This is a genomic window from Myceligenerans pegani (genome assembly GCF_014892515.1).
In the GTDB taxonomy this organism is placed as follows: Bacteria; Actinomycetota; Actinomycetes; order Actinomycetales; family Cellulomonadaceae; genus Myceligenerans; species Myceligenerans pegani.
Genome location: NZ_JADBGR010000046.1, coordinates 26,302 through 51,110 on the forward strand (window position 1 = coordinate 26,302; position 24,809 = coordinate 51,110).

At 73.5% G+C, this 24,809-nt stretch carries 22 protein-coding genes; 13 read left to right on the top strand and 9 right to left on the bottom strand.

Features of this window, described 5'->3' with window-relative positions; translation table 11 throughout:
• The first annotated feature begins 403 nt into the window (after positions 1-403).
• Both IIE03_RS03135 and IIE03_RS03140 read left to right on the top strand, forming a co-directional pair.
• A complete protein-coding gene (locus IIE03_RS03135; RefSeq protein ID WP_192861265.1) occupies positions 404-2,047 on the top strand; it encodes a DEAD/DEAH box helicase in 1,644 nt (547 codons plus the stop codon).
• A 64-nt stretch (positions 2,048-2,111) separates the two neighbouring features.
• The gene (locus IIE03_RS03140; RefSeq protein ID WP_192861266.1) at positions 2,112-2,408 is read left to right on the top strand and encodes a DUF1905 domain-containing protein; all 297 of its coding nucleotides are present in this window, start codon (positions 2,112-2,114) and stop codon (positions 2,406-2,408) included.
• Between the two features lie 23 nt (positions 2,409-2,431).
• On the opposite strand, the gene IIE03_RS03145 is transcribed toward IIE03_RS03140, so the two are convergent.
• Entirely contained in the window at positions 2,432-3,058 is a 627-nt protein-coding gene (locus tag IIE03_RS03145) for a MarC family protein (RefSeq protein WP_192861267.1), read from the bottom strand.
• The gene (locus IIE03_RS03150; protein WP_192861268.1) at positions 3,055-3,957 is read right to left on the bottom strand and encodes a PHP domain-containing protein; all 903 of its coding nucleotides are present in this window, start codon (positions 3,955-3,957) and stop codon (positions 3,055-3,057) included. The genes IIE03_RS03145 and IIE03_RS03150 overlap by 4 nt, the downstream gene beginning before the upstream one ends.
• A gap of 169 nt (positions 3,958-4,126) precedes the next feature.
• Between IIE03_RS03150 and IIE03_RS03155 the strand changes: the two genes are divergently transcribed.
• Complete coding sequence (locus IIE03_RS03155) at positions 4,127-4,942, top strand: alpha/beta fold hydrolase (RefSeq protein WP_225997182.1); 816 nt, start codon at positions 4,127-4,129, stop codon at positions 4,940-4,942.
• Between the two features lie 85 nt (positions 4,943-5,027).
• Positions 5,028-6,626 carry an aminopeptidase P family protein gene (locus tag IIE03_RS03160; protein ID WP_192861270.1) on the top strand — a complete coding sequence of 533 codons (1,599 nt, stop codon included), beginning with the start codon at positions 5,028-5,030 and terminating at the stop codon, positions 6,624-6,626.
• Positions 6,627-6,660: 34 nt separating this feature from the next.
• Here the strand turns inward: IIE03_RS03160 and IIE03_RS03165 are convergent, their stop codons facing one another.
• Positions 6,661-7,407 (bottom strand): YflT domain-containing protein, encoded by a 747-nt coding sequence (locus tag IIE03_RS03165; protein ID WP_225997183.1) that lies wholly within the window; start codon positions 7,405-7,407, stop codon positions 6,661-6,663.
• A gap of 230 nt (positions 7,408-7,637) precedes the next feature.
• On the opposite strand from IIE03_RS03165, the gene IIE03_RS03170 reads away from it, so the two are divergent.
• Both IIE03_RS03170 and IIE03_RS03175 read left to right on the top strand, forming a co-directional pair.
• Positions 7,638-9,011: a magnesium transporter MgtE N-terminal domain-containing protein gene (locus tag IIE03_RS03170; RefSeq protein ID WP_192861271.1), complete on the top strand. Its 1,374-nt coding sequence runs from the start codon at positions 7,638-7,640 to the stop codon at positions 9,009-9,011.
• The gene (locus IIE03_RS03175) at positions 9,004-9,492 is read left to right on the top strand and encodes a DUF1003 domain-containing protein (RefSeq protein WP_192861272.1); all 489 of its coding nucleotides are present in this window, start codon (positions 9,004-9,006) and stop codon (positions 9,490-9,492) included. The genes IIE03_RS03170 and IIE03_RS03175 overlap by 8 nt, the downstream gene beginning before the upstream one ends.
• Positions 9,493-9,523: 31 nt before the next feature.
• Here the strand turns inward: IIE03_RS03175 and IIE03_RS03180 are convergent, their stop codons facing one another.
• Genes IIE03_RS03180 through IIE03_RS03195 form a run of 4 tightly spaced genes read right to left on the bottom strand, consistent with a single transcriptional unit; the run spans position 9,524 to position 13,343 of the window.
• Positions 9,524-10,615, bottom strand: coding sequence for an LOG family protein (locus IIE03_RS03180; RefSeq protein ID WP_192861273.1), 1,092 nt, complete (start codon positions 10,613-10,615; stop codon positions 9,524-9,526).
• A 30-nt stretch (positions 10,616-10,645) separates the two neighbouring features.
• Positions 10,646-11,344: a response regulator gene (locus tag IIE03_RS03185; RefSeq protein ID WP_225997184.1), complete on the bottom strand. Its 699-nt coding sequence runs from the start codon at positions 11,342-11,344 to the stop codon at positions 10,646-10,648.
• Entirely contained in the window at positions 11,320-12,618 is a 1,299-nt protein-coding gene (locus tag IIE03_RS26605) for a sensor histidine kinase (protein ID WP_192861274.1), read from the bottom strand. The genes IIE03_RS03185 and IIE03_RS26605 overlap by 25 nt, the downstream gene beginning before the upstream one ends.
• Positions 12,615-13,343 (bottom strand): GAP family protein, encoded by a 729-nt coding sequence (locus IIE03_RS03195; protein ID WP_192861275.1) that lies wholly within the window; start codon positions 13,341-13,343, stop codon positions 12,615-12,617. Before IIE03_RS03195 ends, IIE03_RS26605 begins: the two co-directional genes overlap by 4 nt.
• A gap of 186 nt (positions 13,344-13,529) precedes the next feature.
• Here IIE03_RS03195 and IIE03_RS03200 point away from each other — a divergent pair, with 186 nt between their 5' ends.
• Positions 13,530-14,288, top strand: coding sequence for an ABC transporter ATP-binding protein (locus tag IIE03_RS03200; protein WP_192861276.1), 759 nt, complete (start codon positions 13,530-13,532; stop codon positions 14,286-14,288).
• Entirely contained in the window at positions 14,285-15,034 is a 750-nt protein-coding gene (locus tag IIE03_RS03205; protein ID WP_192861277.1) for an ABC transporter permease, read from the top strand. Before IIE03_RS03200 ends, IIE03_RS03205 begins: the two co-directional genes overlap by 4 nt.
• A 41-nt stretch (positions 15,035-15,075) precedes the next feature.
• On the opposite strand, the gene IIE03_RS03210 is transcribed toward IIE03_RS03205, so the two are convergent.
• On the bottom strand, positions 15,076-17,079 hold the full coding sequence (locus IIE03_RS03210) for a hypothetical protein (RefSeq protein ID WP_192861278.1): 2,004 nt from the start codon (positions 17,077-17,079) through the stop codon (positions 15,076-15,078).
• A gap of 141 nt (positions 17,080-17,220) precedes the next feature.
• Here IIE03_RS03210 and IIE03_RS03215 point away from each other — a divergent pair, with 141 nt between their 5' ends.
• The 3 genes from IIE03_RS03215 to IIE03_RS03225 all read left to right on the top strand — a co-directional run bounded on the left by IIE03_RS03215 (position 17,221) and on the right by IIE03_RS03225 (position 20,359).
• Positions 17,221-18,384, top strand: coding sequence for an Mrp/NBP35 family ATP-binding protein (locus IIE03_RS03215; RefSeq protein WP_192861279.1), 1,164 nt, complete (start codon positions 17,221-17,223; stop codon positions 18,382-18,384).
• 121 nt (positions 18,385-18,505) lie between these two features.
• Positions 18,506-19,741: a galactokinase gene (gene galK, locus IIE03_RS03220; protein WP_192861280.1), complete on the top strand. Its 1,236-nt coding sequence runs from the start codon at positions 18,506-18,508 to the stop codon at positions 19,739-19,741.
• 180 nt (positions 19,742-19,921) lie between these two features.
• Positions 19,922-20,359: a hypothetical protein gene (locus tag IIE03_RS03225; protein ID WP_192861281.1), complete on the top strand. Its 438-nt coding sequence runs from the start codon at positions 19,922-19,924 to the stop codon at positions 20,357-20,359.
• Between the two features lie 9 nt (positions 20,360-20,368).
• Here IIE03_RS03225 and IIE03_RS03230 read toward each other — a convergent pair whose 3' ends face one another.
• A complete protein-coding gene (locus IIE03_RS03230) occupies positions 20,369-21,178 on the bottom strand; it encodes an exodeoxyribonuclease III (RefSeq protein WP_192861353.1) in 810 nt (269 codons plus the stop codon).
• 248 nt (positions 21,179-21,426) lie between these two features.
• On the opposite strand from IIE03_RS03230, the gene IIE03_RS03235 reads away from it, so the two are divergent.
• Together IIE03_RS03235 and IIE03_RS26610 are read left to right on the top strand one after the other, a co-directional pair.
• Positions 21,427-21,633, top strand: a complete 207-nt coding sequence (locus IIE03_RS03235; protein WP_192861282.1) for a hypothetical protein — start codon at positions 21,427-21,429, stop codon at positions 21,631-21,633.
• Between the two features lie 155 nt (positions 21,634-21,788).
• Complete coding sequence (locus tag IIE03_RS26610) at positions 21,789-24,773, top strand: helix-turn-helix transcriptional regulator (protein WP_318842774.1); 2,985 nt, start codon at positions 21,789-21,791, stop codon at positions 24,771-24,773.
• Positions 24,774-24,809 lie beyond the last annotated feature (36 nt).

Genomic DNA, 24,809 nt, shown 5'->3' on the forward strand with positions numbered 1-24,809 from the left:
CCGGTGTGCTCCCGCGCCGGCGAGGGATGCCGCGCAGGGTGGGCGCCGCGGATGTCGCGTCCACCCGGGGCGGGACCCGAGTCGGTGTCGGCAGGAGGTGTCGGCAGGAGGTGTCGGCAAGATCACGGCGGCCCGGCGCCCGTCGGGCCGAGCCCGGCGGCTCCGGAAGGCACCGCGAGAACACAAGGAAACGTCGACCGCGTACCATGAGGCAAGTAATCGGTTGCCCGGTCGTCCTGTTCACGACTTCCGACTCCGCGCTCCGGCCGTCCGGCCGCCCCGCGGGAATCGCAGCCCGCAGCGCCACGACGGCGCCGGGCCGCGACGAATATTCACGATCGGCTGCCGCACGAACGGCGCGTGCCGATCGCCCGCAGGGGGCCAGCCGCCGCGCCGACGAGAGATGAAGGCGCCAGTGACCACCACCGACAGCCCGGCCGCGAGCACGGCCGAGACCGTTTCCGATTCCCCCGACTACAGCACACCGTCCGCGATCCAGGCACAGAACGTGACCTTCGCGGACTTCGGCGTCCGCGAAGAGATCGTCGAGGCGCTGCGCGACTCGGGCATCACCCACCCATTCCCCATCCAGGCCATGACCCTCCCGGTCGCGATGAGCGCCCACGACATCATCGGCCAGGCGAAGACCGGCACCGGCAAGACGCTGGGCTTCGGCGTGCCGCTGCTGCACCGCATCGTCGCCCCCGGCGAGGAGGGCTACGACCAGCTCGTCGCGCCCGGCAAGCCGCAGGCCGTCGTCGTCGTACCGACCCGCGAGCTCGCGGTGCAGGTCGCGAACGACCTGGCCACGGCCTCGGCGAAGCGATCGGTGCGCATCGTGCAGGTGTACGGCGGCCGCGCGTACGAGCCGCAGATCGAGGCCCTGAGGAAGGGCGTGGACGTGGTCGTCGGCACCCCGGGCCGCATGATCGACCTGATGAACCAGGGGCACCTGACCCTGCTGCGGGCCGGCACCGTGGTGCTGGACGAGGCCGACGAGATGCTCGACCTCGGCTTCCTGCCCGACGTCGAGAAGATCCTCGCCCGCACGCCCGCCCAGCGACACACGATGCTGTTCAGCGCCACGATGCCGGGCGCCGTGGTGAGCATGGCCCGCCGGTACATGAAGCAGCCCACGCACATCCGCGCCGCCGACCCGGACGAGGGCGCGACCGTGAAGAACATCACGCAGGTCGTGTACCGGGCGCACGCGCTCGACAAGCTCGAGGTCCTGGCGCGGCTCCTGCAGGCCGAGGGGCGGGGCCGGACCATCGTGTTCGCCCGCACCAAGCGCACCGCCGCCAAGGTCGCCGACGAGCTCCGCGATCGCGGGTTCGCCGCCGGCGCCATCCATGGCGACCTCGGCCAGGGCGCGCGCGAGCAGGCGCTGCGCGCGTTCCGCAACGAGAAGATCGACGTGCTCGTCGCCACCGACGTCGCCGCGCGCGGCATCGACGTCGACGACGTCACGCACGTGGTCAACTACCAGTGCCCGGAGGACGAGCGCACGTACCTGCACCGGACGGGCCGCACGGGTCGCGCGGGCAACAAGGGCACGGCCGTCACGTTCGTGGACTGGGACGACGTCCCGCGCTGGAAGCTGATCGACAAGGCCCTGGAGCTCGACATCCCGGAGCCGGTCGAGACCTACTCGACGTCCCCGCACCTGTTCTCCGACCTCGGTATCCCCGAGGGCACCAAGGGACGCCTCCCCCAGGAGAAGCGGGTCCTCGAGGGTCTCGAGGGCGAGAAGCTCGAGGATCTCGGTGAGACCGGCAAGCGCGCCGGCTCGGGTGGTCGGAGCGGCCGGAGTGACTCGTCGTCGGGCGGCCGGGGACGCGGTGGTCGCCCGGGCGGCGGTTCGGGCGGTCGCACCCGGAGCGCTTCCGCGCACGACGGCGGCCGGGCCACCTCGGCGCCGGACGGCGGCGCCCCGGAGCGGTCGGCAGACGCGCCCGCCGCCGAGGGCGCCCAGGCCCGGCGTCGCACCCGGACGCGCCGCCGCACCCGCGGCGGCCGTCCGGCCACCCCTCCGTCCGACGGCTGACGCCCCCGACCACACGAAGAGCCCCTGGGACCACGCGAGCGGCCCAGGGCTTACGATCCATTCCGTGCGTGCATCCTTCAGCGCTCCGCTGTGGCAGTGGGAGGCCCGGACCGAGAGCTGGTGGTTCGTCACCGTCCCGGCCGACGTGTCCGACGACCTCGCCGACCTTCCCCTCCCGCCACGCGGGTTCGGCTCCATCCGCGTCAAGGTCACCGTGGGGTCGACAACCTGGCGGACCTCGGTCTTCCCGTCGGATCGCGAGGGCGGATACGTGCTGCCGATGAAGAAGGCGGTCCGCACCAGGGAGTCACTCACACCGGACGAGCCGGTCGCCGTCGTGCTGGAGACCGTGGACCACTGACGCCGGTCCGGAGCACGGCGGCGTCAGTGCCCCGTCAGGATCTCCGGCGACGTGACGAACTGCGTCACGGCCGTCGCGATCATCTGCACGGCGATCGCCGCCAGCAGCACACCGGCGATGCGGGTGACCAGGGTGACGCCGTCGTCACGGAGGACGCGCTGGATGATGTTCGCGAACCGCATCGACAGCCACACGCACACGTGCACCGCCACCACCCCGGCGCCGATCACGGCCCAGGACGCGAGGTCCGCGTGCTCCTCGACGAACACCATGGTGGCCACGATCGTGCCCGGCCCGGCGAGCAGCGGGGTGCCGAGCGGGACCATCGCGACGTTCGTGTTCGCCGCCGCCGACGGCTCCTCCGCCTTGCCCGTCAGCAGCTCCATCGCCACGAAGAGCAGCAGCAGACCACCCGCCGCGCGCAGCGCCGGCAGCGAGATGCCCATGTAGGCCAGCACGTACTTGCCGAACACGGCGAAGATGACCACCACCAGGAACGACACCAGGATCGCCTGGCGCGCGGCACGGTTGCGCCGCTTGTGGTCCATGCTGCTGGTCAGGCCCAGGAACACGGGCACCGTGCCCGGCGGGTCCATGATGACGAACAGCGTTACGAAGACAGTCGCGAACAGCGCGAGCAGCTCGTTCATGCGCGCTCTCCCGCCGTCCCGTCCGGCGTGCCGGCCGCACCCGCGGCGCCCGGGCGGAGCACGGCGAGCGCACCCTGCCGCTCGATCTCGGCCAGCACCTCGGGCCTGGTCGTGTTCTCCCCGATCACGTTCAGCTTGCCGCGTCCGTGGTAGTCGCTCGAGCCGGTGACCAGCAGGCCCAGCTCGTCCGCCAGTGCTGCGAGCCGCCGTCGGGCGACCGCGTCGTGGTCGCGGTGGTCCACCTCGAGCCCCGCGAGGCCGACGCCGGCGAGTTCCGCGATCGTCCGGTCGGGCACGATCCGCCCTCGGCCGTCCGCCCCGGGGTGCGCGAACACGGGGACACCGCCCGCGTCGCGCACGAGCCGGACGACGTCGGCCGCGTCCGGCGCGTAGTGAGGCACGTAGTACCGGCTCCCCGTGCGGAGCATGGTGGCGAACGCCTCGTCGCGATCGGCGACGGCGCCCGCGGCGACCAGGGCGTCGGCGAGGTGCGGCCGGCCGATCGTGGTCCCCGGTTCCGTCTGCGCCAGGACGTCCTCCCAGGTGATCGGGTAGTCCGCGGCCAGCAGGCCCGCCATCCGCTCCGCGCGCGTCGCGCGGGACTCACGCGTCCTCGTCAGTTCCGCGAGCAGTCCGGCGTGCTCGGGATCGTGCAGGTAGGCGAGCACGTGGACGCCCACGGGACGCCCGCCCACGAGCGCGTGCGCCGAGATCTCGATACCGCGCACGAGGGCCACGCCCTCGGTGGCCGCGGCCGTGGCCGCCTCGGCCCAGCCGGCGGTGGTGTCGTGGTCGGTCAGCGCGACGACGGCGAGACCCGCGGCGGCGGCGACCTTCACCACCTGCGCCGGGGTATCGGTACCGTCCGACGCCGTGGAGTGGGTGTGGAGGTCGATCACGGATCGAGTCTAGAGAGATCCCGGCCGCCGCGGACCGCCGGGCCGGGTGACGTTCAGCACCACCCCGACACCGTCCCGGCGTCGCACACGCCCCAATCGCACCCGGTCTTCACCACCACCACTCCCGAGCGCCGCGTGCCGCGAGGGCCGGTAGCGCACCATGGAGGCCATGGATTCTCAGCTCGCGCCTCCCGCCGTCGTCTTCGTGCACGGCATGCGCACGTCGTCGGCGATCTGGCGGGAGCAGCTGGCTCACGTCCGGCGCCTCGGCCACGACGCGACCGCCGTCGACCTCCCCGCGCACGGCGCGCGCCGCGAGGAGAGGTTCACGATGCCGCGGGCCTTCGAGGTGATCGACGACGCCGTCGCGGGCTTCGGGCCCGGCCGCCCCGTCGCCGTCGTCGGCCTCAGCCTCGGTGGTTACACGTCGCTCGCGTGGGCCGCCCGCGGAACCCCGCACACCGCGCGGCTCGCCGGCGTCATCGCGGCGGCCTGCACGTCCGACCCCAAGGGTAAGCCGGTCGCGCTGTACCGCGACCTCGCGCAGGGTTTCGTGGACGCCGGCGGCGGCGTGCGGGCTGCGATCTCCAAGGTGTCCGACGTCGTCCGTGGTGTCCCGCTGCCCGGGCGCCGGCCCGGGCGTTCGTCCACCTCCCCGGGCGGCGCCGACCTGCGGAAGGTCGCCGTGACACCCGACCAGAACGCCGAGCCGTACCGGCCGGGCTGGCACGTGGTGACCGACGCGCTGACGCATCTGGCGGGGCGGTCGTCGCTCGATGCCCTGCGGCGCATCGACGCGCCGGTGTGGCTGGTCAACGGCGCGCGGGACCACATGCGGCTCGAGGAACGGCGGCATCTCAGGGCGGCGCGGGACGCGTCACTGGTGGTCCTCCCCGGGGCGGGGCACGACGTCAACACGGACGACCCGGTGTCGTTCAACCGCGTGCTGACCCGCGCCCTGACCTCGTTCTCCGCGGCGGCCTGAGGTAGCGGGTGCGGGGATCCTCGGCAGGTGCGCGGGCTGACACGCCGAGTTCCGGGCGAGCCCGCCCGGGTGCGAGACTGATCGCATGAGCGAGAACACCACCTCGTCCGACCAGTCCATCGAGGAGCGGGGATCCAACCGCTCGCAGCGCCCGGCCTCCCAGGCCTTCAAGAACTTCGTGATGTCGCAGTGGGCGCCGCGCGCGGACCTGGGCGTCACCGCGTCCCGTGCGGTGCCGTTCACGGCGAACCGCCGCGCCGCGCTCTCCGCGCGGCTGCCCGGCGCCCGTCTGGTGATCCCGGCCGGCCCGCTGCGCACCCGGTCCAACGACACGGACTACCGGTTCCGCCCGCACTCGGCGTTCGCCCACCTCACCGGCCTCGGTACGGACCAGGAGCCCGACGCCGTGCTGGTGCTGCACCCGGTCGAGGAGGGAACCGGTGATCCCGCGGCCGACGGGACGCCGTCGAACCACCACGCCGTGCTCTACGTGCGGCCGCTGGCGCCGCGCGACAACGAGGAGTTCTTCGCGGACGCGCGCTACGGCGAGTTCTGGGTGGGCGCCCGGCCGACCCTGGCCGACGTCGAGACGCTCACGGGCATCGAGGCCCGGCACGTCGACGAGCTGAAGGACGCCCTCGCCAAGGACATCGGCGACGGCGGCGTCGTCCTCCTGGTCGTCACCGGGGCCGACGAGGAGATCGAGACGCTGGTCGACGCGATCCGGGCCGAGGCCGGTCTCGATCTGGCCGAGCGCGCCGAGGCGGACGCGTCGGCCGCGACGGCGGAGCGGACGTCGTCGGACGCCCTGGGCGACGCCGCGCTCGTCGAGGCGGCCTCCGAGATCCGGCTGCTCAAGGACGAGCTCGAGATCGAGCACCTGCGCGAGGCCGTGGCCCGCACGATCGAGGGCTTCGAGGCCGTGGTCCGGGCGCTGCCCCGCGCCGTGGCGCACCGGCGCGGCGAACGCGTCATCGAGACGACGTTCGACGCGAACGCGCGCCTCGAGGGCAACGCGGTGGGCTACGAGACGATCGCGGCCGCCGGCGACCACGCGACGACGCTGCACTGGATCCGCAACGACGGCGAGGTGCGCGAGGGCGAGCTGGTGCTGCTCGACGGCGGCGTCGAGGTGGATTCCCTGTACACGGCCGACGTGACGCGCACGCTGCCGGTGTCCGGCGAGTACAGCGACGTGCAGCGGCGCATCTACCAGGCCGTGCTGGACGCCGCCGACGCGGCGTTCGCAGTGGCCAGGCCGGGCGCGAAGTTCCGGGACGTGCACACCGCGGCCATGGAGGTCATCGCGGCGCGGCTGGAGGAGTGGGGCCTGCTGCCCGACGGCGTGACCGGGGCGGAGGCGCTCGGCGAGGACGGCCAGCAGCATCGGCGCTGGATGGTGCACGGCACGAGCCACCACCTCGGCCTGGACGTGCACGACTGCGCCCAGGCGCGGCGCGAGATGTATCTGGACGGCGAGCTCACGCCCGGGATGGTGTTCACCATCGAGCCGGGCCTGTACTTCAAGGCCGACGACCTCGCCGTGCCGGAGGAATACCGCGGTATCGGCGTCCGCATCGAGGACGACGTGCTCATCACCGAGGACGGCAACGAGAACCTCTCGGCCGCGCTGCCGCGCGACCCGGACGCGGTGGAGCGGTGGATGGCGGGCCTGCGCGAGTGAGGGGCCGTGTTGTGGTCGGGAAACGCCCTGAACCCTACGAATCCTGCGAGTCGTCGCTCTCCGGGCGCTTCTCGTCGGTCTCCGGGCGCATCGCCCCGTAGCGGGGCTTGCCCTCGGGGGTGACGAAGCGGGGGTCGGGCTTCCGCGGCGCCGGGGGCGCCTCACCCGGCGCCTGCTCGCCGCCGGACGCACCCGGCGCCGCGCCGGCACCGCCGTCGGACATCCCCTGGCCTACCGGGCTTACGGTGCCGAACCCGCGCCCGCCCCCCGGAAGCGCGCTCCCCGACGGCCGCCCCACGCCGCTCGGGGACTCCAGCAGCATCGACCGCGCGTCACCGGCGTGGTCGTGCGCGCAGAGGATCGCATACGTCGCGGCCACGATCTGGGACGACGACGTGAAGTCGCGCCGCCCGCCCGTGAACGCGTAGGACAGCACGCTGAACAGCAGCCCGAAGCCGGCGCCGAGCCCGATGCCCACGAACAGCACCCCGCCCCCGCCGTCGCCGGCGAAGAGGGTGAGCAGCAGGCCCACGAAGAGGCCGAACCACGCCCCGGACAGCACGCCCGCGAGCGCCACGCGGCCGTAGGTGAGGCGTCCGGTGACACGTTCGACCATGCGCAGGTCGGTGCCCACGATGGTGACGTTCTCGACGGGGAACTTGTTGTCGGACAGGTAGTCGACGGCCTGCTGTGCCTGGAGGTAGGTCGGGTATGCGGCGACCTCGTCTCCGGCGGGCAGGGTGGGGACCTTGGGGATCGCGCCCGGGCGGGACATGCTCATCTGCACAGTTTCGCGTACTTCCCTGTGGATCGCGAGAAAGCCGGGCGCCGTCCGCCAGGGGCGGAACTCGACGGTCGGCCGGTCTCCGCCTCCCATCAGCGGAACGCCTCCCCGCCCTCGGCGCCGTCGGCTTCCACGAACCCGGTCACCAACCGGCCGCCATCCCCGCCGCCGGCGTGCCGGATCGCGGCCCCCGGCACGTGCGGCGGCCGCCGCGTAGCCTGGCCCTCATGAGCTCCTCGTCCCCGGTGTTCGTGGCGCGCCTGGCCGGTACGGCGGTCTTCGACCCGATCGGGGACCAGGTGGGGCGGGTGCGCGACGTCGTCGTGCTGATGCGTACGAACCGGCCGCCGCGGGCGGTCGGGCTGGTCGTGGAGGTCCCGGGACGACGGCGGGTCTTCCTTCCCCTCACCAGGGTCACGAGCATCAACCCTGGTCAGGTGATCAGTACGGGCCTGGTGAACATGCGGCGGTTCGAGCAGCGGTCGATGGAGTCGCTGGTGCTGGGTGAGCTGCTCGACCGGCGCGTGCGGTTCACGGACGGGTCGGGGGAGGCGACGGTCGAGGACGTGGCGATCACGAAGCAGCGGACGGGTGACTGGCTGGTGGACCAGTTGTTCGTGCGGCGGCGGCCGGAGCGGGTGGCGCCGTTGTCGCTGCGGCGTCGGGGGTCGACGCTGACCGTTCCGGTCGACGGCGTGACGGGGCTGGCGCGGACCGACGTCGATCAGGGAGCGGCGCGGCTGCTGGAGGCGTACGAGAACATGCGTGCCGCCGACCTGGCCGACGCGCTGCACGAGCTCGGCCCGGCCCGGCGTGTCGAGGTGGCGCGCGCGCTCGACGACGAGCGGCTCGCCGACGTGCTGGAGGAGATGCCGGAGGACGATCAGGTCGCCATTCTCACGGAGCTGGACGCGGGCCGTGCCGCGGACGTGCTGGAGGCGATGGAGCCGGACGACGCGGCGGACCTGCTCAATGAGCTGCCGGACGCGCAGGCGGACGATCTCCTGGCCCTCATGGAGCCCGAGGAGGCGGCGGACGTCCGCCGTCTGCTGACGTACGGCGAGGACACGGCCGGCGGTCTGATGACGACGGAGCCGGTGATCCTGGGCGCGGACGACACGATCGCGATGGCCTTGGCGCAGCTCCGCCGGAAGGAGCTGCCGCCGGCACTGGCCGCGATGGTGTTCGTGGTGCGGCCACCGACGGAGACGCCGACGGGTCGCTTCCTCGGGGTCGCTCACTTCCAGCGGCTGCTGCGCGAGCCGCCGCACGCGGCGGTGGCGTCGGTGCTGGACTCGGACTCGCACTGGTGGCTGACGCCGGACGCGCCGGTGGGGCGGGTGACGCGGCTGATGGCCGCGTACGACTTCCTGGCGCTGCCGGTGCTGGATCCGGAGCGCCGGCTGCTGGGGGTGGTGACGGTGGACGACGTGCTCGATCACATCCTGCCGGACGACTGGCGGGAGTCCCACGACGAGAGCTTGGCCGGAGAGCCGGACGGCACGGCGCGGGTGGGCTCGCGAAGCGAACGGTCGGGGCCGGCGCGGGACCACATGAAGCAGTCCGGGCAGGACGACGGCGGGAGCGTCTCCCATGGCTGATCGTCTCGACCGGCCGAAGGCCGCCGGCTTCCGCCGCCCGCGTCTGGACCCCGATCTCGTGGGCAAGGGCGCGGAGGCGTTCGCGCGGTTCATGGGGACCGGCCAGTTCCTCATGTGGATGACGCTGTTCGTCATCCTCTGGGTGACGCTCAACGTGGCCGCGCTGTGGGGCCTGAGATGGGACCCCTACCCGTTCATCCTGCTCAACCTGTTCTTCTCGGTGCAGGCGTCGTACGCGGCGCCGCTGATCCTGCTCGCGCAGAACCGCCAGGACGACCGCGACCGTGTCCTCGCGGAGCAGGACCGCCGGCGCGGCGAGCGCAACCTCGCGGACACCGAGTACCTGGCGCGCGAGATGGCGTCGCTACGTATGCTCCTGAGCGAGGTCGCGACCCGCGACTACGTCCGCTCGGAACTCCGCACCCTCCTGGAAGAACTGGACGAGCGTGGGGCACGGGGACCGGAGACCGGTGGGCGATAGCGGCCTGAACTCCGCGGCGGCGACGGCGTCGTCACGCCGCGAGCAGCGGGACCACCTCCGAGATCGTGTCGACCAGGTGGAGGCTCGCGGACATGTCCCGGTCCGACGCGAGGGCGCTCAGCAGGTCCCACGCCGGTAGCTCCCGGGTCCAGAAAGCTCTGCCGACCAGGATCATCGGGGCCACCGACGACGCGTCGGCGTAGTAGTTCTCACAGGCGTCCTGGAAGACCTCCTGCACCGTCCCGGCGGCGCCGGGGAGGAACACGATGCCGCCGTTCGCGCACTCGAGGAGCACCGCCTCCCGGATCGCGTTGCTGAAGTACTTCGCGATCCGCGTCGCGAAGGGGTTCGGCGGCTCGTGCCCGTAGTGCCAGGTGGGGATACCGAAGCTGTCCGCGCCCTCGGGCCACGTGTCGAGCACGTCGAGCGCGGCGCCCACCCAGTCCTGGACCGACGGCGTGAACGACGGCGCCCGGGCCACCATCGCGAGCGCCTTGTCGAGGTCGGCCGGCTCGTGCGGCGCCAGGTACGCGCCGAGGTTCGCCGCCTCCATCGCGCCCGGCCCGCCGCCGGTCGCGACCGTGAGCCGCGCGCGGGTGAGTTCGTACGCCAGCCGGGCGGCGTCGGCGTACGCGGCCGACCCGCGTGCGAGCGAGTGCCCGCCCATGATCCCGACGACCCTGCGGCCGGCGTGCCCGGTGGCGAGCGCGTCGTCGACGGCGTGGTCGTGCAGCGCCTGCGCGAGGGTCAGGTCACGCGAGCGCGGCTGCCGGGACCACGCGTAGGCGCGGGCGTCCAGGGTGGTCTCGTACCCGTCCTCGATGCCGTCGTACAGCTCCCTCGGGGTGTACAGCCCGGGCCGGTAGGAGTCGACGGGGCTTCCCGGCACCTGGGGAAAGACGAGTGCCCCGCGTTCCCGAACGGAGTCCTCGTCCGGCTTGTTCAGCGCGCAGCCGAGGAACAGCGCGCCGGCGACGTCGAGCGCGCGGATCGCCGCGGTCTGGCCGGTCAGGTCCAGGGACCGGAGATGCCACCCGTACATCGACCGCGCTCCAGCGGCGACGCGAGCGGTGAAGTCGTCGAGGGAGTCGACGTCGACCGTCTGACCGTGACGTGGGCGCATGCCGGAACGCTACCTGCTCGGTGCGACTCGTCACACCAGGTCGGCGTCGTGCACCATGATCGCGACCTGGACGCGGTTCTCGGCGTCCAGTTTCGTGAGGATGCGGCCCACGTGGGTCTTCACGGTGGACTCGCTCATGTACAGGTCGGCGGCGATCTGGGCGTTGGACAGTCCTCTTCCGACGGCGACCGCGACGTCCCGTTCGCGTTCGGTGAGTGCCGCGAGCCGGGCGGCGGCCCGGTCCGCGCGATCGTCCCGGGGTCGCGCGACCGAGGCGATGAGCTGTGCCGTGACGCTCGGTGAGAGCGTGGGCTGTCCCGCTGCCGCCGCCCGCACCGCCTCGACGAGCTTCTCGGGCGGCGTGTCCTTGAGGAGGAACCCGGCCGCGCCGGCCCGGAGCGCGTCCAGCACGAGTTCGTCGGTGTCAAAGGTGGTGAGGACGATGATGCGCGCCGAGGAGCCGCCGGCGACGAGCGTGCGTGTCGCGGTCAGTCCGTCGGTGCGTGGCATGCGGATGTCCATCAGCACCACGTCGGGCCGGAGCTGGTGCACGAGCTCGAGCCCGGCGGCGCCGTCGGACGCCTCGCCGACGACCTCGACGTCGGGCGCGCCGCCGAGGATCAGCTTGAGTCCGGCGCGGACCAGGGTCTCGTCGTCGACGAGGAGCACCCTGATCCGGGACGACGGCGGTCCGTGGGCGCTCGTCATGATGCCGCCCACGGTAGCCATGCCCGCACCACGAAGCGACCGCCCTCCGTGCCGTATCGCAGGCGTCCGCCGCCGAGCTCGGCGCGCTCGGTCAGTCCCATGAGGCCCAGGCCCGAGGCGGGGAGCTCGTCCTGCGCGCCCTCCACGAGAGGGTTCGCGACGGTCACGTCGAGGCCGTCGCCGGGCATGCCGGAGACGGTCACGACCACCGGCTTGCCGGGGGCGTGCTTGCGCGCGTTGGTCAGCCCCTCCTGCACGATCCGGTACGCCGTGCGCGAGACGGCCTCGCCCGGGCCGGCAGCGCCCGCCGACCGGCCGTCGCCGGTCGCCCCGCCGTCCGTTGCCCGATCCTCCGTCGCCCGGTCGTCGTGGAAGGTGACATCGACGCCCGCCGACCGGCACTCGTCCACCAGCGCCGGTAGTTCCCGCAGCGTGGGTTGCGGCCGGTGCACGTCGTCGCCCTCCGTGCCGAGCACCGCGCCGCCTTCGGGCAGGTGCCGCAGCACGCCGAGGATCTCCCGCAGCTCCTTCATCGCGGCGTGCGCGGAGTCGCGGATGGTCTCGGCGGCGGTCGTGACCTCCTCCCGCGACAGGTCCGTGCGGTAGGCGAGCGCGCCGGCGTGCATCGAGACCAGCGAGATGCGGTGGGCGAGCACGTCGTGCATCTCCCGGGCGATCCGGGCCCGCTCGTTCGCGCGCGCCTGGGCCACCCGTCCGGACTGCTCGCGCTCCGCCGTCTCCGCGCGCAGCACGAGCGACCGCAGGTGGTCCCGCCGCAGGCCGATGTAGGCGCCGATGGTGACGAGCAGGACGTAGTACATGGCACCGCCGATACCGACGTCGAACAGGCCGTTCCACACCGGGTCGCTCGCGTACGGGAAGACGATCAGGTACACCGCGTAGGCGGCGACGTGCACGACGCCGACGATCCCGATCGGCCACCACCGCCGGCTCGTCGCCAGCGAGACGATGGCCACCGACGCCGCTCCCATGGCGAAGGTGGACGCCGCCATGAAGCAAGTCAGGACGAGTGCGATCGTGAGCGGCCAGCGACGACGGAGGTGCATGAGCACGAGCGAGCCCAGCCCCAGGACGAGGTCCAGCGCGAGCAGCGCATCCGACCCGATGACCCGCTCCCCTACCTCCTCCTGCCAGGCGATGACGACCACGCCGAAGAACCCGTAGCTCGCGGCGGCCATCGTGCGCCAGGCCGCTCCCCAGACACGCCGCCCCCGGCTCTGCGCCAACGGGGCACCGGGCCGGACCACCGGCCGGTCGACCACGGCCGCCGTCACTGCAGGCGCCCGAACGCGTCCGCGGCGAGCAGGAAGCCCACGATGCCCAGGGTCCACGCCAGCAGGTCGCCGCTGCGCCGGGCGAACCAGTCGTTGATGCGGCCGAGCGCGGGTTCGACCATCCGGGCCGCCCCGACGCGCAGGCCGAGCAGCACGAGCGCGGGAGCAACCATCACCACGCAGTACGCCGCCAGCACCACGGCCCCGGTGATCACACCGACCCCGTTCGCGGTCAGGATCCCGATCGCCGCGAGGTACGGCAGCATCGAGGCCGCCTCGACCAGCCCCGCGCCGACCGCCGTCGCGACCGCCGTGCCCGCCGACGCGTCCGGTCCCACGAGCCGGTCCTTCCAGCGCTGCATCACCGGCACCCGGCCGGACCGCTCCCGGCGTTCCCGGCGCCACCTGCCGATGGGGCCGTCGAACAGGAAGCTCGCGAGGAACAACCCCACCCCCAGGACGAGCTGGACCCAGTCCACCGCCCGGGGGCTGCCCGCGTCCTCGAGGATCCGCAGGGCACCCCCCGCGCCGGCGTGCAACGCCACGCCGAGCACCCAGTAGAACAGGGCGATGGCGCCCAGGTAGGTGAGCACCGCCGACACCCGGATCCTCGGCTGCGCCAGCATGAACACCGGCAGGCCCAGCGTCCCGATGCTCGTGCTGTCCACGAGCGCGAGCCCCGCCAGCACCGCCAGCAGCGGCCCGGCAAGCGTCAGGCCTTCCATCCCTCTCCTCGTCCCTCTCGTCCGCACAGGTGCGTCATGAAACTACCCGCCGCGGCCGGCGTCGGGCATCGTCCTTTCGGTTGACCCCGGGCACACCTTCGGACGACGCGGTCCGAGCCTTCCGGACCACCACGTCCGGGCCTTCGGCCGATGCGCCCGCCCGCCCCGGTCCGGGAGCGTGGAGCCATGATCACCGCAGACCACCTCACCAGGAGATACGGCGACTTCACCGCCGTCGGCAACGTCACCTTCGAGGCCCGTCCGGGCCTCGTCACCGGCTTCCTCGGGCCCAACGGCGCCGGGAAGTCCACCACGATGCGTATGCTGTGCGGGCTCACGCCCGTCACCTCGGGCACGGCCCACGTGCTCGGCATGCCGTTCCGCGAGCTGACCAACCCGGGACGCCGCGTGGGCGTGCTGCTCGACGCCTCCGCGCAGCACGCCGGGCGCACCGGGCGCGAGGCGCTCACGGTGTCGGCGATGCTCATGGGGGTCGGGCGACGCCGCGTCACCGAGGTCCTCGACCTCGTGGGTCTCACGCCCAAGGAGGCCGACCGCCGCGTCAGGGGCTACTCGCTCGGGATGCGACAGCGGCTCGGCATCGCGAACGCCCTGCTCGGCGAGCCCGAGGTGCTCATCCTCGACGAACCGGCGAACGGGCTCGACCCCGCCGGCATCCGCTGGATGCGGGACCTGCTGCGCGACTTCGTGCGATCCGGCGGGACCGTCCTGCTCTCCTCGCACCTGCTGCACGAGGTGGAGAAGGTCGCCGACGAGATCGTCGTGATCGGCAACGGCCGCATCGTCGCCCAGGGATCCACCGAGTTCCTGCTGTCCCACTCCCAGCGCAGCCTCGAGGACCTCTTCCTCGATCTGACCGCCGACGTCTCGCGCGACGCCGCCGCACCCGCCACGCACGAATCCACCAGGGAGAACGCCCGATGACCGCCATCCCCTTCACCCGCCTGACGCTGGTCGAGTGGCGCAAGCAGCTCGACACGCGGGCCGGGCTCTGGCTCCTGATCTCGATCGCCCTGATCACCGCGGCCGTCCTCGCGGTCATGGCGTTCATCGGGGAAGGTGCCACGAGCTTCGAGGCGCTCTACTTCGGCACCTCGACGCCGATCGGCCTGCTGCTGCCCGTCGTCGGGATCCTCGCCGCCACCTCCGAGTGGTCCCAGCGCACCGGTCTGATCACGTTCACGCTCGAACCGCGGCGCACCCGGGTGGGGCTGGCCAAGCTCGTCGCCGCGCTCGGCTCGGGGATCGCCTTCTTCGCGGTGGCGGTCGCCCTGGCCGCCGTCTTCCACCTCGCCGTGGTGGCGTTCACCGACGCGAGGGCCGCGTGGGAGATCTCCGCGGGCGCTCTCTGGGGCGGCCTGCTCCTCACCGTCATCTACATGGCGCAGGGCGTCGCGTTCGGTGCCCTCATCCAGAACACGGCGGGTGCGATCGTGGCGTTCTTCGCCCTGCCCACGTCGTTCTCGCTCGTGGGCTCCCTGGTCGGAGGCCTGCGGGATGTGATGCCGTGGATCGACCTCGGTACGGCCACGGAGCCTCTCCTGTTCGACGCCGGCGCCATGACCGGTGAGCAGTGGGCCCACGTGGCGACGTCGTCGGCGATCTGGCTCCTGCTCCCCCTCACCCTGGGCCTGATCCGGATCGCCCGCTCGGAGATCAAGTCGGCCTGACCGGAGAATCCCGCGGGCCCGGCCGGCGACGGCCGGGCCCGCTACGGCTCCATGTCGTCGTGGAGGACGACGCGGGACAGCTCGTAGCCGCCGCCCGGCAGGCGCCAGTAGTGCATCCGGCGCGCCGACGGCGTGTTGACCTGCAGCGACACGCGCCAGCAGGCGGCGCCGTCGTCCCTGACACGTTGCGGGTCGTCACCGCCGAGGCCCGAGCGCAGCGGATGCACCTGGAGCCCGTTCATCTCCGGGGCCCGCCCCGTCACCACGTGCACGACCGTCCGCAGCACCTTGTCGCGCGAGATTCCCTCGACGGTCTCCAGCGACTCGAGGAACCGCGGCCCGAGCACGTACTCCTCGAGCGGCCAGCGATCCTTCTCGCCGGCCGGGACGATCTGCGCCCATGTCTGCGTGACCTCGAACCGGAACTGTTCGGCCGGGTCGGAGAAGTACCGCTCCGTCGTGACCTCGACGTCCCGCCCGAGCTCGCGCCGGTAGGCCGCCGACTTCGACTTCTCCGCCCGCAACTGCGCCCGTGACCGTTCGAGCTGCTGGTCGCGGCGGTCCACCTGGTCGCGCAGGTCGGCCACGTACCGGCGCAGCTCGTCCAGCTCCACCTCGGCCCGGCGCTTCTCGACCTTGACCTCGATCAGGTCCTTCTCCAGCCGCTTGACCTGTGCCTTCTGCGCGTCGAGCGCGAGGCTGAGGTCCCGGACGGCCCCCTTGCCCCCGCCCGACGCCGGACCGCCGGCCCCCGGCGCCGGGATCGGGCGGCTGTCCTCGGGCGGAGCGGGCAGCGGGGAGTCGGCATCCCCCGCGATGCGCGCGGCGATGTCCCCGGGCGTGGGCCGCCGCCTTCTCTCGCCGTGCTCGGCCGGCGCCGCGCCGTAGGCGCCGTTCCGCGCTTCGTCGGGCGCCGCGGCGTCGCGCCCGTACTCCGGACCGCCTCGGGCGCCGGCCCTCGGCGACGCGGCGCCGCGCCCGTTCGCCACCTCGGCGGGCGTCGGGATCCGGATCGGCCCGCTGCCCGCTTCCGGCTCCTGCAGCGACGGGTCGGGCGGGAGCAGCCACGGCGGCCCGCCGTCCAGCAGCGACAGGGCGGGCAGGGGCTCGTCGGACTCGTCCACGTCGTCGAGCCGCAGCGTGATGGCGTCGCCGGGCGCCTGCACGACGCGGGCGAGCACCACCTCGCCGGGCGTGAAGAGGTCGTCGAGCGCGTCGAGGGCATTCCCGGTCACCCGCTCGCGCGGCACCCTGACGTGCACGGCGGGCGCGACGGCGATCGTGACGGCCGCCTCCGTCACGGCCTCCACCCGGCCGACCACGACTTTGCCTACTCTATAGTTATCCTTGACCGCCCGCCGCTGCGCGGCGTCGTCGGGCAGCATGCCGCGCGCGTCGAGCGTGCCGCGTCCGGCGTCGTACCGCCCGCGGACCTTCATGCCGCGCCGGAAGATGCTCTGCAGCGGGACGCCGGGGAGGGTGAGCTCCTCCGCGACGGACGCCTGGCCGCCGTCGTCCAGCTCGATCAGGGCGCGGGAGCCGAGCACGCCCTGCACCGTCCCGCGGACCTCGGCGGCTCCCCCGCCCGGTCCGCCCCCGCCGGCTCCGGCGGCCCCGGTGAGCCCGGCGCGCACCGCCGCCGAGAGGGCGTCGCTGACGAGCCGCTCGCGCACCTTGGGGCCGTCGGCCAGGGAATAGGCGAAGTGCAGCGGAGAACGGCGCAGGTCGTGGACCCAGTCGAGACCCGTGGGGTACACACGGGACGCGCCACCGTACACCTGCGTGTACTCGGGCATGCCACGCGAGAAGGCCCACGACACGTCGCCCGTCGGGATGACGACGACCTCGGCGAGCCCGGCGACGTCGTCGAGCACGCGCTGCGGGTCGACGTAGGGAGTGGTACGGCCCGCGGGGGTGGAGATCACGACCACGGGCCAGGCGCGGTGGGGGACCTGGAGAAAGCGAGCGAACTCGCGTGCTTCCTCCTCGCCGGCGATCTTGTGCAGGCCGGTGGGCACAGAGATGTTCACCGCCCCGTTCGCCATGCCACACCTCCCTGTCTGCGTTTCTTCACCCTATCGGTCGTTACTGAGTATTTGCCTGACGCACGCCAGATCCGCAAGGTGCGATGTGATCCACCTCGCCTCGCGGACCCGCCACGCCCGCACGACCTCTACGATCGAAGAGTGACTGCCACCAGCCCCACGACCATCGAGACCCGTGTCCGCGAGGCACTCACGCGTGTCCTCGACCCCGAGATCCGCCGGCCGATCACGGAACTCGACATGGTCCGTTCGGTCACGGCGGACGACGGCGCGGCGGACGACGGCGCACCGGGCGCGCACGTCACCGTCGGCGTCGACCTCACCGTGGCCGGGTGCCCCATGAAGTCGACGCTGGTCAGGGACGTGACCGCCGCCGCGAGCGCCGTCGACGGCGTGGCCGCGGTGGACGTGGACCTGGGCGTGATGACGCCGGACCAGCGAGCGGCGTTGCGGTCGAGGCTGCGCGGGGGCACGGGCGATCCGGTGATCCCCTTCGCGCAGCCGGGTTCGCTGACGAAGGTGTACGCGGTCGCGTCGGGCAAGGGCGGGGTCGGCAAGTCCTCGGTGACGGCGAACCTGGCCGTGGCGATGGCGGCGGACGGGCTGCGCGTCGGCGTGATCGACGCGGACATCTACGGGTTCTCGATCCCGCGGATGCTGGGGGTGGACCGGCAGCCGACGCGGGTGGACAACATGCTGCTGCCGCCGATCGCGCACGGGGTGAAGGTCGTGTCGATCGGCATGTTCGTGCCGGAGGGGCAGCCGGTGGTGTGGCGGGGTCCGATGCTGCACCGGGCGCTGGAGCAGTTCCTGGCCGACGTGTACTGGGGTGACCTGGACGTGCTGCTGCTGGACCTGCCGCCGGGGACGGGGGACATCGCGATCTCGGTGGGGCAGCTGCTGCCGCGCTCGGAGGTGCTGGTCGTGACGACGCCGCAGGCCGCGGCGGCGGAGGTGGCGGAGCGGGCCGGGTCGGTGGCGACGCAGACGTCCCAGGGCGTGGTGGGCGTGGTGGAGAACATGTCGTGGCTCACCCAGCCCGACGGGTCGCGTCTGCACCTGTTCGGTGAGGGCGGCGGCGAGCGCGTGTCGGCGCGGCTCGGGGAGCTGCTGGGGACGGACGTGCCGCTGCTCGGCCAGATCCCGCTGGACGTCGCGGTGCGGGAGGGCGGGGATGCCGGGACACCGGTGGCGCTGTCGGACCCGGACTCGCCGGGCGCCGTCGTGCTGCGTGAGGTGGCGCGGGAGCTCGCGGCGCGCAAGCGCGGGCTGGCGGGGATGCAGCTCGGTGTGACGCCCGCCTAGTCGTCCCGGCGGGGTGTCCGGCGCCGCACGGTACGCCGACGCGTCGGCCGCCGTATCACCCGGCGAGTCATCCAGCGAGACGGCGCCGGACGGCGCAATCCCGCCGCATAGGATCTGGGCCATGCCTTCCACGCCGCAGTGGCTCGAGTCCTGGACGCCCGCAGGAGGCGCCCGACGTGTCCGTACCGTGTTCTCCGACGCCTTCGACGGCGACGCGCCCGACGGCGTGTGGTTCGCCCCGGGCCGCGTCAACCTCATCGGCGAGCACACCGACTACAACGCGGGCCTCTGCCTGCCCACGGCGTTGCCCCACCGCACGTACGTGGCGTTGCGGGCGCGCGAGGACGGCGTCGTCCGGCTGGTCTCCGCGCAGACGCCGGACGAGCCGTGGGAGGCCCGGCTGTCCGACGTCGCCCCCGGGTCGGTCAGCGGCTGGGGCGCCTATGTCTCCGGCGTGGCCTGGGCACTCGCGGAGGCGGGGCACAAGGTGCGTGGCTTCGACGCCGCGGTCGACTCCTGCGTGCCGTTCGGGGCGGGACTGAGCTCGTCGGCGTCGCTCGAGGCCGCCTTCGCGGTCGCGATCGACGGCGTCGACGGCCTCGGGCTGGCGGCCACCGACGCCGGTCGCACCGAGCTGGTCGACGCCTGCCGGCGCGCCGAGAACGAGATCGCCGGGGCGCCCACGGGGGGGCTCGACCAGTCCGCGTCGCTGCGCTGCGCCGAGGGGCGCGCCCTGCTGCTGGACTTCCGGCCCGGCCTGTCGGCCCTCGAGTCGGGCCGCCCGGTCTCGTTCGATCCGGCCGCGGCTGGCCTCGAGCTGCTGGTCGTCGACACTCACGCGCCGCACTCCCATGTCGACGGCGAGTACGGCGCCCGCCGCGCGGACTGCGAGCGCGCCGCGGACCTGCTCGGGCTGGAGAACCTGCGCGAGATCGAGCCGGACGGGCTGGACGCCGCCCTCGCCGAGCTCGCGCCGCACGACGCCGAGGGGATCCTCGCGCGCCGGGTCCGTCATGTCGTGACGGAGACCGAGCGCACCGCACGGTTCGTGGACCTCGTGTCACGCGGCCTGGTGGCGGAGGTGGGTCCGCTCATGACGGCGTCGCACGCCTCGCTCCGGTACGACTACGAGGTGTCCTGCCGCGAGCTCGACCTGGTGGTCGACACGGCGATGGCCGCGGGTGCCGTGGGCGCCCGCATGACGGGTGGCGGGTTCGGCGGTTCGGCGATCGCACTGGTGCCGCGGGACGACGTCGAGCGGGTGGCCAACGCCGTGAACAGGGCCTTCGCGGAGGCCGGGCTGACCGCCCCGGCATTCCTCGCGGCGCCGCCGTCGGCGGGCGCGGGCGCCGTGTGACGTCCCTCGCGACCGGGTGGCCGGGAGATTTCGGGGGAGGCACCGGATTCCGCTAAATTGTGCGCACGCGGTGTCGCGGGGGCACCGCGAGTGCACCTCGGTGCACGACACGAGGGGACGGGACCAGTGCCACGGAGTGCACCGGCCGGAGAACACAAGCGTGGACCTACCACCATCGGCGTGGCACTGGCGGTGCTCGCCGCGGTCGTCCTGACGGGATGCGGGATCGGCGGAGCGGGATCGGGCGACGGCTTCGCCGCCGGCGACGAGTTCTCGTACATGGCGGAGGTCACCGAGGCCGAGGACGGCGCGACACGCTTCGGCCTGATCGCGGGCACCGTCGCGTCGAACGGCACGATCACCGGGGAGCGCCGGCTCGTCGACGTCCGGGACGGCGCGATGCAGAACGACACGACCGAGTTCACCGGCGAGGCGCACGAGGACGGCACGGCGACGTTCCACGGCATCGGCCCGGACGGCGGCGACGTGACCGCGGCCCTGGAGGACTCCAAGTCGATCATGACGACGGATCAGGAGCCGGGGATCGCGGCCACGTCGTGGAACCGCGCGTCGCTCCCCGCGTTCAACAACGCGATCCAGGACGCCGTCCGCGGCTGAACGTCGTCGTCAGAGGTCGTAGACCGCGACCACCGCGGCATGGTCGCTCCAGCGTTCCGCGTACGACGGCGCCCGGTCCACCTCGACCTTCCGGCACGCCGGGGCGAGGACCGGGTTCGCGTACTGGTAGTCGATGCGCCATCCGGCGTCGTTGTCGAACGCCTTGCCGCGCCACGACCACCACGTGTACGGCCCGGGGCCGTCGCCGCCGTGCGCTCGGCCCAGGTCGGTCCAGCCGAGCTCGGCCCAGCGATCGAGGTGGGCGCGCTCGGCGGGGAGGAACCCGGCGCTGTTCAGGTTGCCCTTCCAGTTCTTGATGTCCGCGCGGGTGTGGGCGATGTTGATGTCGCCGGCGACGACGGCGGGAGCTGGGGCGACGGCGAGCTCCGCGAGGCGGGTCGTGGTCCGCTCCAGGTAGGCGTACTTCGCCTCCATCGTCGCCTCCTCGCCCGGCTTGGTGGAACCGGAGTGCTGGTAGGTCGAGACCGCGGTGAGGGTGCCCGCGTCACCGGGCAGCGTGATGTCGGCCTCGATCCAGCGGCCGGTGTCGACGTGGGCCTCCGCGCCGCCGCCGGGCACCGGCAGGCCGCGCCGGATACCGGCGATCGGGTGGCGCGAGGCGACGAGCACGCCGGCCCTGCCCTTGATCTCGCTGCCGAGGTTGGCCACGTGCCAGCCGTCGAGGTACTTCTCGACGACCTCCTGGGGTGCGCGGACCTCCTGCAGCAGCAGGACGTCCGGCGTGCGGGCGGCGATCCAGGTGTCCATCCCGCGCCGGAAGGCGGCGCGGATCCCGTTGACGTTGGCGGTGGCGACCATCAGCTCAGGCACGCGGGCCACTCTACGTGGGCCGCGGGTGTGGCGGGAGCGGCGGCGCCGGCCTGCGACTGAGGCGGGCTGAGGCACCTTAGGGGCCGTCCGGCGCGGGTGAGGCGGTCGTCTGAGGTGGGCCCGGGCGACAGGACTGGGCGATCGGCCGATGTGGCGGGTGGCGGCTCACGACGAGTGTCTTCCATGTCGCACCGGACGGGCAACGGGCCCGCCGGGCAGGACCATCGGAGGACATCATGTCGCTGTGGGGCACCGCCATGGACGCGGAAGTGCAGTACCGCCGGGAGGAGCTGAAGAAGGCCTGGGGCGGCCGGACGAGGAAGGCGCCGAAGGACAAGCGGCGGGGTGGGGCGCGCACGCCGGCGGAGAAGCGGGGGACGCAGATCCGCCGGGGCCTGTCGGGCATGGGTCCCGAGCCGGCACACCGCGGCCTGTTCGCATGACGGGCGGCACGCACTCCGGCACCCCCGGCTCCGGCACCTCGGTCGTCAGCGGGACGGTGGCCGCCACACCGCACGGTGTGGCGACGGCCGTCCCGCTGACGGCTTCCCCCGCGTACGACGGCGGGAATGTCAGTGGCCGGTGGCACGATGTCCCCGTGAGGCGTTCCACGACCATTCCCTTGATCTCCCGGCAGGAGCAGGCCGGCGCACTCCTGCGGGCGGTCGAGCGCGCGTCGGCCGGGCGGCCCGGCCTCGTCCTCGTCGGCGGCGACGCCGGAGTGGGCAAGACCCGGCTGATCAGCCACGTCGCACAGGCGGCGGAGCAGGCCGGGGCGAGCACCGTCGTCGTGCACTGCGTCGACCTGGGTCAGGTGGGCATCCCCTACCTGCCGTTCACCGACGCCCTCGCCCAGCTCCAGGCCGGGGCCGCGGGGGCGGAGGCCGCCGAGCGGGTCGCCGGGCTCGTCGCCGAGCGGCCCGCCCTGTGGCGCCTGCTGGAGCCGGGTGGCGGCGCGGGCGCCGACCACGACGAGCGGCTCCAGCTCTTCGAGGGCATCGCGCGCAGCCTCGGCGAGGCCGGCGCGCCGGGCCGGCCCGTCCTGCTGGTCGTCGAGGACGTGCACTGGGCCGATGCCTCGACCCGCGACGTGCTGCGGTTCCTCGCGGCCCGCGCGCGCTCGGAGAACCTGCTCGTGGTCGTGACCTACCGCACCGACGACGTCGACCGGCGCCATCCGCTGCGCCCCGTGCTCGCCGAGCTGTCCCGGCTGGAGCACGTGGAGCGCATCGATCTCGAGCCGTTCGACGAGGCCGAGCTGCGCGAGTTCACGACGGCGCTGGCGGGCGGCCCGCTCAGCGCCGACGAGTTCGCAAGCGTGCTGGACCGGTCCGAGGGCAACGCCTTCTTCGCGGAGGAGCTCCTCGACGCCGGGCCCGAGCCCGGAGCACTGCCCTGGACGCTCACCGAGGTGCTGCGGACGCGGATCGAACAGCTCGATCCACACGTGCAGCAGGTGGTGCGCCTGGCCTCGGTGGCGGGCCGCCGCGTGCGCGAGGAACTACTGCGGGCGGCGGCCGCCCAGCGCGACCCGGCGGCGGGGATCGACGCCGCGCTGCGGGAGGCCGTGACCCATCAGGTCCTGATGGTGTCGGGCGGGCACCTCGAGTTCCGGCACGCGCTGCTGGCCGAGGTCCTGTACAACGACCTGCTCCCCGGCGAACGGTCCGAGATGCACCGCGCCTACCTCGGCGCCCTGGCTCAGAAGGGCGCCGACGGGCTGCCCCTGGGCGGCCCGGCCGAGCGGGCGCACCATGCCTTCGAGGCGCACGACCTGCCCGCCGCCCTCGTCACCTCGCACGAGGCGGCGCTCACGGCGCGCGGCCTGCTCGCCCCGGAGGAGGAACTACGGCACCACGAGCAGGTGCTGGCCCTGTGGGCGTCGGTCCCGGAGGCGGAGTCGCTGCTCGGCACGGACCGGGTCGCCGTCGCCGTCGCGGCGGGCGAGGCCGCGGCCAAGGCCGGGCACCCCGCCCGCGCCGTGCGCCTCATGCGCCGCGCGATCGACGAACTGGGGGACGACCCGCAGCGACGTGCCGCGCTGCAGCACGTCCTCGTGCGGCGCCAGCTCGAGCTGCCCGACTGGGGCGAGCACGCCGAGGACGACGCCCGGGAGCTGAGAGCGGCGCTGGACGTCCTGCCGGACGCGAGCGCCGACCGGGTGTGGAGCGACGCCCTGCTGGCGCGCATCGCGATGCAGATGGACCTGGACGACGAGGCACGCGAGCAGGCCGAGCGCGCCGCGGAGGGCGCGCGGGCGCTCGGCGAGCACGGCGCCCTGGCCGATGCCCTCGCGACGCTCGCCGTGCTCGACGTCGGCGAGGCCGACAAGGCGGCGCGCCTCCTCGACGAGGCGTGCGCGGCGGCGGTCCGGGCCGGGGACGTCCTCGCGGAGATGCGCTGCCTCCACAACGTGGCGGCCAACCGCTTCTACGCCGGCCATCTCGCCGACGCGGAGCAGAAGGTGGCCCACGGGCTCGCCCGCGCCGAGGAGCTGGGCCTGGCCTGGAGCACCTACCCGGTGAACATGCGGATCCTGCAGGAGATCATGCAGTACTTCCGCGGCGACCTCGCGCCGCGGCCGGTCGGGGACGTGCCCCCGGCGTCGGTGCAGGTACTGAACGCCGCCACGATGTACGCGGCGGTCGCGCGCGGGGACCGCGAGGTGATCGCCCGCGGTGAGGCGCTGCTGGCGCACTGGCACGACGACGGGATGATCGCGCTCCTCGGCGGCGGCTGCCTCGTGGACGCGCTCACCTGGGCGGGCCGGTACGACGAGGCGCTCACGCTCGCCGAGCGCGTCACCGCACACCTCGTGGGCGTGTGGAACGAGCTGTTCCTCGGGGGGATCTGGCTGTCCGCGCTGGCGATCGCCGCGCTGGCCGACGCGGCGGAGGCGGACCGGTCGTCGGGCCGGGCCGGCTCCGGCGAGGCGGCCCGGGAACGGACGGCGGCCGAGCGGCTGGAGCGGGGCGACTCGCTCCTGGACCTCGCCCGGAACACGGCGGAGCGGGGGCGGCCGCGCGGCGGCGTGCTCGGGCCCGAGGGCAACGCCTGGCTGCAGCGGGCGGCGGCGGAGAACGCCCGGCTGCACGCCGTCGTCGGGAACGGGTCCGCGCCGGAGGCGTCGTGGCGCGAGGCCGCGGACGCCTGGCAGGAGACCGTCAAGATCTTCGACTTCGGGTACCGCTACGAGGTGGCACGCTCGCGCTACCGGTGGGCCGAGGCCCTGCTGGGCGCGGGCGAGCGGGAGGCCGCCAAGGCGGCCGCGGCGGAGGCGCTGGCCGAGGCGGACGCCATGGGCGCCGTTCCCCTCGCCGAGGCGTTGCGCGCGCTCGCCAAGCGCGCGCGGTTGGACCTGCCCGGCGTGCGCCGCGCGACGGCGTCGACCCTCACCGAACGCGAGGAGGAGGTGCTCACCCTGGTGGCGCAGGGCCTGTCGAACCGGCAGATCGGCGAGCGCCTGTACATCTCGACCAAGACGGTGAGCGTGCACGTGTCGAACGTCATGGCGAAACTCGGGGCGTCGGGACGGGCGGAGGCGGTGAGCCTGGCGCACCGGCGTGGCCTGCTGGAGGTCTGACGGCGCCCACCGTCCTCCCGCCCGTCGGCACGGCGG